Raw genomic sequence first — 12499 nt, 5'->3', positions numbered from 1 at the left:
GTGGTTAGCCTCCAGCTCAATGCGCGTCAAGTTATCACGCAAAATATCACCGAATTCATATTTGCCAGGAGATACGAAGGTGCATAATGCTAAATCTTCTTCGTCCAATTCGAGCACGCCCAAATCTACGGCGCTAATCATGTCTTCGACAATTAATGCACGTAGTAACTGTGTAGGCAGATAATCTTGCGGCATGACCTCTTCATAAACCCCGATAGGTACCATCGCGCGCGTGAACCATTACTCGTGGTCGTAAAGTTATATTTCTTATTACCAAAAAACTTAGAAATATAAATAGGCAGCTTAGAGAAGCGGTTGGTGCCGACACTTAGGAAATGGAACGCTGGACGTTCACGCCCTTCAGGCAGCACACTGATTTGATTATGAAAGCGACCAAGATAAGCCGTATTGCCAAACACTTTGCGACCTGACAATACCGAACCGGAAATAATACGGTTCTCGCCAGCCGCCAGCTGTCCTTTGGTCAGAGCAGCGATATCAGCACCGCGCTCAGTAGCCACCAAACGTGGCTTGGTGACCGCAGGACCCGCCAAACTAATGATACGGCGCGTATATAAGCGACCGCTGGTGAATAGCTTACCAATCGCAATCACGTCTTGATAGCCAATCGTCCATACGGTCACGCCGCGCATGATTGGATGCAAAAAGTGAATGTGCGTGCCAGCCAGACCAGCAGGATGCTTACCAGCAAAGCTATGATACTCAGTGACATTATTAGCCGCCATTTTGGCAACTGGCGTCAACTGGGCATCACCATGATGGCAAACAAAGGTCTTGGGGCTGAGTGTCGATAAGACAGCAAGTCCGTCATTGAACGCTTGCAACTGATCGTTAATCAGCAGCATTGGGTCAAATGCTAATGGATTGGTATCCATAGCGGTGACAAAAATAGCATGAGGACGGGCACCGATTTCTGGCGCACGGCTATAAGGGCGCGTGCGAAACGCGGTCCATTCGCCAGAGGCAAGCAGTTGGGTTTCAACAACTTCAGCGTCTAGGTCAGCAAGTTGCTGGGAGTCATAGCGCTCGAAGTCTACTTCTTCACCGTTTGGGTCGACCGCAATCACAAGGCTCTCAAACACACGACGTTCACCGCGTTTAATCGCGACGACTTTACCAGCAGCAGGGGCAGTATAGATAACGCCAACTCGTTTTTTGTCTTCAAAAACGGGCTGACCCTTTGCTACGATATCACCTTCTTTGACATTCATCGTGGGCTTCATGCCCACATAATCATAGCCAATAACGGCGACATGTGTCGGTTGGTGCTCAGATATCTCGCGGGATGATTCACCGGTGATGGGCAAATCCAAACCTTTTTTGATGGTAATCATAAGCGAAAACTTAGTCCATAGTCTAAAACGATACCAGACGTCCTGTTTGGTATATCGGTAGCATGAACATCTGCGTCATTCAATCAAGCCCCCACGCCTCTTTTCCTATAGTAGGATAGTGACAAAGGATCTTTGAAAATGACGCATGATCATAACTACTAGTAAGAGTATTAACGCTGACCTTAGACTCCTTAACAACACGTTAATGTCTTATTCGAATGACCAAAGTGGCGACTGGCTACCAAGGTGTATGTTAAAACCATCAAATCAAACGCAATCGTTCAAGCCTTTAGCGAAAATGATTGTGTAGACAATAGCTCTATCATACGTTTCATTGAAAATTAAAGCTTGTAACACCAGCGCAATTGACCACCCTTATCGGTTTGGTATCTTGTTAATAGATACGCGATTAGATAAGAATGCAGCCAAAAGATGATCTATCGAAATAGATGATAAACTGGTTGATAGACAAACTAGCGAAGCCATTATTAAGTAGATTTCACTCACATCAATAAGCGGCTATACAGCTAGTAATGACTGTTCTAAAATAGTTAGCTAGTGATAGAGATACGATAGAGACTATAAAAAAGAAAGAGGCGTCATTAGAGTTTAGTGCTGTAGAGTAGACTGTTTAGAGGCCACCAGTTGAAATTTCTAATATAACCCTTCTTAGCAATATGTCAGCCAACATCAAAAAGATGCACTTAGCTGCTGCTCGACTCATCCTGACCGCTATGCAACACTAAGCCATAAATGACTCAATAAAAAGCGCAGCGCATGGTTACTATCACATAGAAACAAATAAAAATTTACCTAGGATTATACGCTAAATTGACCTAAAATTGCCAGTCAGTAATTGAATTTATCTAATGTTGCCAGTGATTCAATGTATTAAACTTATGGTTATGATTGACCGTTTTTTTATTGTCATTTCTATCTATCGAAGTGGATTTTGGGTCTATCATGGATAGCTTTTGATTTGTCTATATATTAAATCACTTTTGACTGATGTTTTTATGCGTGTTTAGAGGGTGTTGAACGTTCAATACACCCTGATTTTTGAATTTACTTTTCTAAATATATTTATTGTTGTGCTTTATAAGGAATGCTATATGTGTGCTGTGCCTGTCATTATCCCGGCTATTGATTTAAAAGATGGTAAATGTGTCCGCTTAAAACAAGGCCGTATGGAGGATGATACGGTTTTTTCTAATGATCCAGTGGCCATGGCGGCACGCTGGGTAGAGGAAGGTGCACGTCGACTACATTTGGTTGATTTGAATGGGGCATTTGACGGCGTACCCGTTCATAGACAAGTGGTGAATGATATTACTAAAGCTTACCCGAATCTGCCTATTCAGTTGGGCGGCGGTGTGCGCAACATGAACACCATTGAGCAATATATTACGGCTGGTTTGACTTATATCATCATTGGTACAAAAGCGGTCGAAGATCCGGAGTTTGTCGCAGAAGCTTGCCGCGAATTTCCGGGTCATATCATTGTAGGTATCGATGCTAAAGACGGTATGGTAGCAACCCATGGTTGGGCAAATGTGACCGATACCAAGGCGACCGAGCTTGCAAAGCGCTTTGCAGATGTCGGCGTATCGTCGATTGTCTACACCGATATCAACCGTGATGGCATGATGCAAGGCGTCAACGTTGAACAAACTGTCAATTTGGCACGTGAAGGCGGCTTGCCTGTGATTGCTTCAGGCGGCGTGACCAATATGAAAGATATCGAACTGCTGAAACCTTATGGCGATTGTATTGAAGGTATCATTACTGGTCGCGCAATCTATGAAGGCACGTTAAACTTGGGCGAGGCACAAGTTTATTTAGACAGTTAATGATTATTGAACATTTAATAAAGAAAGATGAGTACGAAAATCTATAAAAAGCAAAGGATGCTTATGAACACTGACTTTGACCGCTCAACGATGCGCGATTTTATAAAAGCGTGCGGTCAAATGCTGTTGTTACTAAGCATCCTTTTTGCCTTTCCAGTGTATGCGGCTGGTGAAGAGGTGACTGGTATAACCACTGCATTGGGGATAGATACAGCAGAAAACCCGGCAGCTGACAAACCTTTACTGGATGCGACATCAGAAGAGGAAGCTTCAGCATCTCCAGTTGTCATACCTGAGCCAGCGCCACCACCCATAATCAGTGGTGAGAGCACCAATAATGCGCAAATCGAAACCACTCCTACTCCGCAAAAAGACAATGACATTCGTCAACGTATTCAGGGTATTTTTTCTGAAATAGAAGGTCTGCAGGCTGTCAATGTCAGCGTTACACAAGGTGTTGTCACCTTAACCGGAGAGACGCCGAACGAGAAAAAAGCGCAACAAGCCATCAATTTGACCAACCGTCTGACAGATGTGGTCACCGTCGAAGATCGGATTGATCGCACGCTTGATGTTCAAGACAATGTTACTACCGTTTATCAAGGTCTTAAAGCACAAGCCAAAAATCTAGTCAAAGCCTTGCCACTCCTATTGGTCGGCATTGTCCTATTTGCATTGGTGACATGGTTTGGTAGTTGGCTGTCTAATCGCAAAAAAATGTGGCAACGGCTCACGCCCAATCCGTTTGTCGCCGAATTGCTGTCACAAACCGTTAAAGTCATTTTTATTATTTTCGGTTTGATTCTTGCGCTGAGTTTGATAGGCGCCGAAACCATCTTAGGCACTTTGCTTGGCGGTGCAGGCGTTATCGGTATTGCTGTTGGTTTTGCGGTCAAAGACACTATTGAGAATTACATTGCCTCGCTCATGCTCAGTATTCGCCAACCATTTCGCGCACGTGATCATATTTGGATTAATAATCAAGAGGGGATCGTAGTACGGCTAACCTCACGTGCGACTATTCTGATGACTTTAGATGGCAACCAGTTGCGCATTCCCAATGCTGAAGTATTTAAAGCAACGATTTTAAATTACACCAAAAATCCAGAACGTCGATTTACCTTTGAGTTAGGTGTTGATGCCAATGATGATCCATTAGCGGCTATCAAGGTCGGACTGGATGCGATACATACATTAGCATTCGTTTTAGATGAACCAAAAGCAGTGGCTGTCATTACCAATGTTGGCGACTCTAATATCATTTTGGAATTTCAAATTTGGGTGGATCAATCAGACACGGACTTCTCAAAAGCACGCAGTATTGCCATTCGTGAGACCAAGCATGCGTTAGAAAACGAAGGCTTTAGCTTGCCTGAACCGATTTATCGTTTGCGTTTTAATAGTAACTTAGAAAAAGCGTTTGAGCATATGCAGGCTAACACTGATAGTGCTAAGTCAGACATGACGATTACAACGAACACGCCCAAAGTGACTGATAAAAACCAGAATAAAGATAATAGCGTTGATGATAAGGACAAAAAACAAGCAAAGGCTCGTGCCAAATTGATTTTACAAGGTCGCAATGCTGATGAGGTGCTTAACGCTCGTCCTGACGACAAACTCATGGAAAAAGTTGAACAGGAAATTGCAGAAAACTCTGACGAGACTGATTTACTGAATAATAATAGCCCGCAAGAATAATTTGCAAAAACCTGCCAAAAACTAGGCATAAAAAATGCAACGAAATGTATATCTGATTATCATTCAAATACGAGACATTTTTTATGCAAATGAAACACTTGATTATATTCGCCCTAGTGGGCATGGTTGCGTTACTAGGTTTCAACCTCATTAATGGCAATCAACGTGAGAAAGATAGAGAAGTAGTCATAAGTGATGCAGGATCTGAGCAATCTCCCGATACAACGTTACCAAATACTGATGATGTAGAAAGTGGCTTAGTAGATGTCGCGAGCCAGCCACTTGGCAAACAGCCTAAAGCCATTCTCGATAATGCTACCGCGAAAATAGATCAGGCCCAGGAAGCAGAGAAGGAACGTCTAGACCAGATGAGTAATGCGCAATAATGATTTAAATAGTCGTTATAAAATACCACGCACAAAAAAGGCCAACGATGACGTTGGCCTTTTTATTATTTAAAGTGTTTGCTAACACTAGCTTTTCTTACTTGCGCCTTTACTACGGCTGCCAGTCTTTTTAGCGGGACTTCTTCTATCAGTACTTTTCTTCTCAGTGCTTTTCTTAGAAGGCGCGCTCTTCGTTTGATTCATTTCACTAGATTGCAATTTGGCTTTTAAATCAAAGTCAATTTGTAGCAGATCCATATTGACGCCAGCAACTTTCACTTTAACGCGATCGCCCAGTCCGAACAATGTCCCTTTGTCTTTACCGATCAGCTGTTGTTGCTGCTCATCGTAAACAAAGAAGTCATCACCGACATTAGAGATGTGAACCAAACCATCGATATATAAGTCAGTCAAGGTAACAAACAAACCGAAGCTTGTGACTGTAGTGACCACACCTTCGAACTCTTCACCAACATGATCTTTCATATAGTGACACTTGAGCCAAGACTCTACATAGCGCGAGGCTTTTTCGGCACGGCGCTCAGTATCTGAGGTTTGCGTGCCAGCCGCTTCGAGAGAAAAGTCCATCACTGGCTGCTGGGTATTGGTCACTTTTGCTTTGATGGCACGATGCAGCATCAAATCAGGGTAACGACGAATCGGCGAGGTGAAGTGGCTATATTCGTCATAAGCTAGCCCAAAGTGACCGATATTGTCAGGTGCATAGTTTGCTTGCATCATTGAGCGCAACAGCATGCTGTGGATACTAATCGCATCGGGTCTGTCTTTAGTGGCTTCAATAATGCGCTGATAATCGGCTTGCGTTGGATTTTCTTCTGGGAAGCTTAAACCAAAATTCTTTGCGTATTCGTGAATACGCATTGATTTTTCGCCATCAGGTTTGTCATGGTTACGATATAAGACAGGAAGCTCATGCTTGAGTGCAAAGTTCGCTGCACAAGTATTGGCCAGCAGCATACATTCTTCAATGAGTTTTTGAGCATCACCGCGAGTACGCGGTAGGATTGCTTCGATACCACCTTTCTCATTAAACTTAATGTAGTCTCAACCGTCTCAAACTCCATTGCATGGCGCTCTTCACGCTTTTTCAGCAGTAGCTCATACAATTGATGTAAGGTATCGACAGATTTTTTGACGTCTTTATTACCCGTGAGAGAGGTAGGTACGCTCTTATCTTCTGGATTCTCAAGATAAGCATTCACTTGATTATAGGTTAAGCGTGCTTGTGAGTGCATGACAGCAGGGTAGAACTCATAACCAGTCACTTTGCCTGCCCGCGATATTTTGATATCAGCGACCATACAAAGACGATCACGGTCAGGATTTAGTGAGCACAGACCATTAGAGAGTACTTCTGGCAACATTGGAATCACGCGATGCGGGAAATATACGGACGTACCGCGCTCGTAGGCATCTTTATCAAGTGGCGAGTTTGGTGTAACGTAATAACTGACATCAGCAATCGCCACTAAGACACGATAGTTGCCACCAGAGCGTTTTTCGGCAAATACGGCATCATCAAAATCACGTGCATCTTCACCGTCGATAGTCACCAGCGGCAAATCACGCAAATCTGTACGACCTTTTAAATCTTTTTCAGTCGGCTCTTGATAATCGTTGGCTTGCTTCAGTGCTGCTTCGCTAAAATCTGATGGGATGTCATAATTGAGTAAGGTGGTTTCGATAATCAGTTCGCGATCATTGTCATCAGACAGTACTTCGGTGATTTTACCCGTTGCAAATTCATGCTGATTTGGCCAATCAATAACATCAACCTTAACAGGAGATCCTTGCTTGGCATTCATCGCTTGTACATTTTCTTCAGTGACGGTAATCGGCTGGTGATTATTTGGACTACCAAGCTCGACACAGTAGCCATCTTCATCACGCGCTAATGTACCAATGAAGTTGTTTTGGCGACGTTCAACGACATCGACGATACGTCCTTCTATGCGCCCACGATTGTCTGTCGATGTACCGACTGCATCTACGGTATCACCGTTGAAAACCCAGCGCATTTGCTTTTCATGCAAAAACAAATCTGGCATATCGCTTAATAATACAAAGCCAAAGCCTTTAGGATGTGCAGACACTGTACCTCTGACGACATCTTGCTTGGTCACCGTGCGATAGCGATAAGGACGACCGTCGCGGTTTACTTGTCCATCGCGTGCCATGGCTTTTAGGCGATTGCCTAAAGCGTCAAACTGGTCTGGGTCATCAATATTAAAGCTTTTGCCAATTGTTGATGCGTGACTTCACCATGCTCATTAATCGTACTGAGTATCAGTTCGCGACTAGGGATAGGATTGTCATATCTTTTTGCCTCACTTGAGGCGTTTGGATCGTTCCAACTCATAAATTACCGTATCTATTTTTAAAATTATTAATAATGGCTATCTTAACACGAACGACGTTGCAATATCTTGCGTCAATTGTCTTAAGTGTATTTGGTAGCAGGAAGTGGCCACCTGTAATAGGCAACAACTATTAAAAACAAATCAAATGTCGATATCGACTGTACTTGATCTATTGGTTATCTTCTTACTGTCTATCTCTTTCGACACTTCTAGTACTGTTGTTTGATTAGACTTATCCAAGTATTTCTGAGCCTTATCGACTTCAGTAGTCAAAGTATTGACCGTCTGTTTCATGTTCTCTAGCGCTTCAATTTTATAATTGCTAATCATATCCATCGTATCATAGACGTTATTGAAGGCGTTTTGCAATTTATCAAGCTCAATGCTGCTACTGGTCGCTTGCTCATGGATTTCACCTGACTGACGTTTTAGCATCGCTGAGGTCGATTCAATTAAGCTACTGGTGGTTTTATTTAAAGCAGTAATTTGATCAAGTACCAGTTTTTGATTGGTCATTGCTTGTGCAACCACGACCGCTGTCCGTAGTGCAGATACGGTGGTTGTGGTGGCTCGATCAACGCCTTTTATCAATTCTAAGTTATTGCGGCGAATGGTATCGAGCGCTAAATAGCCTTGCACGTTCACGGCTAACTGAGTTAAAAAGTCGGTGTTTTTTTGACGCACATAAAACAACATCTCTTCTTTAATAATGCGTGCTTTTTCGGGATCGGTCGCTTCTATCGCATAAACCTTTTGTTCTAACTGCTCATCAATCTTTTTGCCGACATAAACGTATTGGCGTATGGATTGCATCAGCTCCCACATATTGACTTTTTCTTGCTCAATCATCGCATTGTCTTTGAGCAGCTCATCCTTACCATTATATAGACTGGTAACAACCGCATTAATATGCGACTGTGCAGATTCGTATTGACGGAAGTAATCCTGTACTTTATTGCCAAATGGGATGAGACCGAATAACTTACGCGAGCTGGTCAGCTCTTTTTTACTGGGATCTAAATCTTCGACGATGCCGCGCAACTCAGTCAATGACTTGGCGATAGGGGAATTATCAAACAAGCTGTCATTGAGACTTTTGGCGGGTAAATCAAGCATACGATTAGACACTTGGGCTGATTCACGAATCTCTTTGGTGCCGAGATTGTGAATCGATTGCACATTTTGCTGAAATTCAGCGCTGTGTACAGAATTGTTAATCACATGATCAACAAAGGCATCGACCTTGGCATCAAGCTCGGGGATTTGGCTGTCATCCAATTTGACCATTTGATCTGCTTCGCTTTTTTGTATTTCTCTCACAGGTTCAGGCGCGGTTAGAGAAATACTTGGCGTCGTTGCATTTTCTGGTGGGGTCAATTCTTGCATGAAATTTCCTTCAATATTGGATAAAAGTAGTGTTTTTGTCAACGACTCTGATGGTCGTGATATACGTTATTTTTATACACTTACTAGAAATTTTTAATAAATGCTGATTAGCAAATATAAAACAGACCTTTAGATTACCTCGTAATCAAATGGTTGAGAAGGTAGGTTTTGTAAAATAGAGTCAGCCAATTATATCTGACTAAACATATTTAAAAGAGATATGTATCTATGTATCTATGTACACAATAAAAAACCATCAATATCCCGCAGTATATTGATGGTTAAGGTTATACATATCTATATTGACTAACAGCCATCTAATAAACAGATTACTTTTTCTTAGTTGGCCCAAGCAGCATACCCATCTGACGACCTTCCATCTTAGGATATTGCTCAACGTTAGCAATCTCAGCAGTATCTTCGATAATACGATCTAGCTGCTTGCGACCAATCTCTTGGTGCGCCATTTCACGGCCACGAAAGCGAATACTGATTTTAACTTTGTCTTGGTCTTCCAAAAAGCTGACGATTTTTTTCAGTTTAACCTGATAATCAGCTTCTTCAGTACTAGGACGCAGCTTCATCTCTTTTAGCTGAGTTTGCTTTTGGTTCTTTTTAGCTTCTTTCGCCTTTTGCTTTTGATCATAGAGGAAATGCTTATAATCCATGATTTTGCATACTGGCGGTTTGGCTTCAGGAACCAATTCGACCAAATCTAGACTGTCTTCACGTGCCGCTTTCATCGCGGTTTCGATATCGACCACGCCCATCTGTTCGCCGTCTTCTTTAACGAGACGGACTTCTTTGGCTGTGATATCTTCGTTGATGTTCAAACGGTTTGACTGTTTAATAGGTATTACTCCTCATCTGTTTTTGGGGTCTGTCGGCCTTTGTCGCTGACAGCGGTCTGTACTAATGTAATAAATTCTGGAACACTCATCACGCCAAGGTTTTCACCTTCACGAGTACGGACATTGACACTGCCCGATTCGACTTCTTTATCCCCTAATACTAGCATATAGGGAACGCGTTCTAATGTTTTCTCTCGTATCTTAAATCCAATCTTTTCGTTACGCAAGTCACTAATAGCTCGCAAACCTGACTTTTTGAGTTCGCTGACCACATTTTCACAAGCATCTGCCTGTTTATCAGTGATATTCATCACCACCACTTGTTGCGGCGCTAGCAAACGGGCATCCAACCAGCATAGTTTTCAATCAATATACCGATGAAGCGCTCGAATGAACCTAAGATGCACGGTGCAACATAATAGGTACTTCGCGCTCGTTTTGCTCATTGACGAATTCTGCGTCAAGGCGTTCAGGCATGTTTGGGTCAACCTGAATCGTACCGCACTGCCAGACGCGACCTAAAGAATCTTTTAAACTAAATTCAATCTTCGGACCATAGAATGCACCTTCACCTGGTAGATAAGCCCAATCAAGACCTGAACTATCTAATGCATCGGCCAAAGCTTTTTCGGCAAAATCCCAAGACTCATCACTACCAACCCGTTTTTCAGGGCGAGTCGAGAGTTTCATAATGATATTGTCAAAACCAAAGTCTTCATAAACGGCAAGGGTTAGCTTAATAAAGTCAGCGACTTCTTGCTGGATTTGCGACTGTGTGCAGAAGATATGAGCATCATCTTGGGTAAAGCCGCGTACACGCATCAAACCATGTAGTGAACCTGATGGCTCGTTTCGATGGCATGAGCCAAACTCTGCCATACGTAATGGCAAATCACGGTAAGATTTCAAGCCTTGGTTAAAGACTTGCACGTGGCACGGGCAGTTCATTGGTTTTACCGCATAATCACGATTTTCGCTGGCAGTCGTGAACATATTGGTAGCATAGTTGCCCCAATGTCCCGAACGCTCCCACAGGCTACGATCAACGATTTGTGGCGTTTTAATTTCTTCATAGCCATTATCATGCTGTACTTTACGCATATACTGCTCAAGTACTTGATATATCGTCCAACCATTCGCATGCCAAAACACCATACCGGTGCTTGCTCTTGCATATGGAACAGATTTAACGCTTTACCAATTTTACGATGGTCACGTTTTTCGGCTTCTTCGATACGCTGAATATAGGCTTTTAAATCTTTTTTATCCGCCCATGCTGTACCATAGATACGTTGCAGTTGCTCGTTCTTGGCATCACCGCGCCAATATGCACCAGACATTTTGGTCAGTTTGAATACTTTCAAAAATCTGGTGTTCGGCACGTGTGGACCACGGCACATATCGACATATTCTTGATGATGATATAAGCCAAACGCTTCTTCGCCTGGCATATCATTAATCAGCTTAAGCTTATAGTCTTCACCACGTTCTTCAAAGATTTTGATGACTTCATCGCGTGGCGTTATTTTTTTGATAACGTCATAATCTTGCTTGATGAGTTCCATCATGCGTTTTTCAATGGCTGCCATATGCTCTGGTGTAAACGGCGTTTCGCTATAAATGTCATAATAAAAACCATCATCGATAACGGGACCAATCACCATTTTTACATCAGGATATAACTGCTTAACCGCATGACCTAATAGGTGAGCACAAGAATGGCGAATGATATCGACACCGTCATCATCTTTTGGTGTCACGATTTCAACCTTAGCATCATGAGCGATAGGGTCGTGCGCATCAACCAGATGACCATCTAGCGTCCGGCGACCGTCGCTTTAGCCAATCCTGCACCAATGCTTTGTGCCACTTCCATGACGGTGGTACTACCTTCGAAGTTTTTTACGCTACCATCGGGTAAAGTAATCGCTACCATAATCTATTCACCTTTTTGCGTCCGTTGGCAGTGATGATTGCAACCATCAATCATATAACCGCAAGACTGCGTCAATTATATCCAACTGCTATGATATGTTATAAGAGATAGATATCACTTAAAGGCAAAATTTCAAACAATCAACCGTTGAACAATCAAGGTCAATAAGAAATGCCATTAAGTAATATTATAAAGTCAGCTATTATAGCAAAAACTGTGTATCAACACTAGATAGTAAGGGATTAGGTCGGCTTCTATATATAGATGCTATCTATACGAATATCAAGAAGTGTAAATCATAGTTAGCTAGGGACATAGCGAAGACAATTATTGATAAGCAGATAAATATGCCAAAAAGTCAGTATAGAGCCTCAAAGTTTTAGCTTAAAGTAAGTTCTTAATGGCAACGCTATAGATGACAATTAATGAATATCGATAGATACTGTTTAAAGCTGAGTCATTATTTAAGCGAATTAAACAACCACTACCTCTAACCCATTGAAAACTATGCATTATTAAAAGTCTTCTCAAATAAACCTAAAAACCTCTGATAAAGCGGTTGACACCCCTGTCAGAATCTATATAATACGCCCCACAGCAAAGGAAGCTAAGCAGTAAGTTAACCAACTTATTACTTAGATTACCAAGCTAAG

The 12499-nt window shown here is 42.4% G+C and carries 5 protein-coding genes and 3 pseudogenes; 3 read left to right on the top strand and 5 right to left on the bottom strand.

The features are described from left to right. Positions 1 to 9: 9 nt before the first annotated feature. A pseudogene (locus tag TT12_RS08335) lies at positions 10 to 1355 on the bottom strand (Na(+)-translocating NADH-quinone reductase subunit A); the annotation flags it as partial. Positions 1356 to 2467: 1112 nt separating this feature from the next. Here TT12_RS08335 and hisA point away from each other — a divergent pair. The 3 genes from hisA (at position 2468) to TT12_RS08320 (ending at position 5292) form a co-directional block, all read left to right on the top strand. Next, positions 2468 to 3205, top strand: a complete 738-nt coding sequence (hisA, locus tag TT12_RS08330; RefSeq protein WP_045447648.1) for a 1-(5-phosphoribosyl)-5-[(5-phosphoribosylamino)methylideneamino]imidazole-4-carboxamide isomerase — start codon at positions 2468 to 2470, stop codon at positions 3203 to 3205. A 63-nt stretch (positions 3206 to 3268) separates the two neighbouring features. Beyond that, complete coding sequence (locus tag TT12_RS08325) at positions 3269 to 4906, top strand: mechanosensitive ion channel family protein (RefSeq protein ID WP_045453835.1); 1638 nt, start codon at positions 3269 to 3271, stop codon at positions 4904 to 4906. 83 nt (positions 4907 to 4989) lie between these two features. Beyond that, the gene (locus TT12_RS08320; protein ID WP_045453832.1) at positions 4990 to 5292 is read left to right on the top strand and encodes a hypothetical protein; all 303 of its coding nucleotides are present in this window, start codon (positions 4990 to 4992) and stop codon (positions 5290 to 5292) included. 87 nt (positions 5293 to 5379) lie between these two features. Here the strand turns inward: TT12_RS08320 and rnr are convergent. The 4 genes and pseudogenes from rnr to thrS form a co-directional block, all read right to left on the bottom strand. Continuing rightward, a pseudogene (rnr, locus tag TT12_RS08315) lies at positions 5380 to 7672 on the bottom strand (ribonuclease R). 142 nt (positions 7673 to 7814) lie between these two features. Further along, positions 7815 to 9059 (bottom strand): toxic anion resistance protein, encoded by a 1245-nt coding sequence (locus TT12_RS08310; protein ID WP_045453830.1) that lies wholly within the window; start codon positions 9057 to 9059, stop codon positions 7815 to 7817. Positions 9060 to 9388: 329 nt separating this feature from the next. Continuing rightward, on the bottom strand, positions 9389 to 9892 hold the full coding sequence (gene infC, locus TT12_RS08305; RefSeq protein WP_045447656.1) for a translation initiation factor IF-3: 504 nt from the start codon (positions 9890 to 9892) through the stop codon (positions 9389 to 9391). A gap of 23 nt (positions 9893 to 9915) precedes the next feature. Continuing rightward, positions 9916 to 11846 (bottom strand): annotated as a pseudogene (thrS, locus tag TT12_RS08300) (threonine--tRNA ligase). Between the last annotated feature and the right edge of the window lie 653 nt (positions 11847 to 12499).

This window comes from Psychrobacter sp. JCM 18903 (assembly GCF_000586475.1).
GTDB lineage: Bacteria > Pseudomonadota > Gammaproteobacteria > Pseudomonadales > Moraxellaceae > Psychrobacter.
The sequence above is the reverse complement of the archived record's forward strand: the minus strand, read 5'-3'. Positions and strand labels throughout refer to the sequence as shown.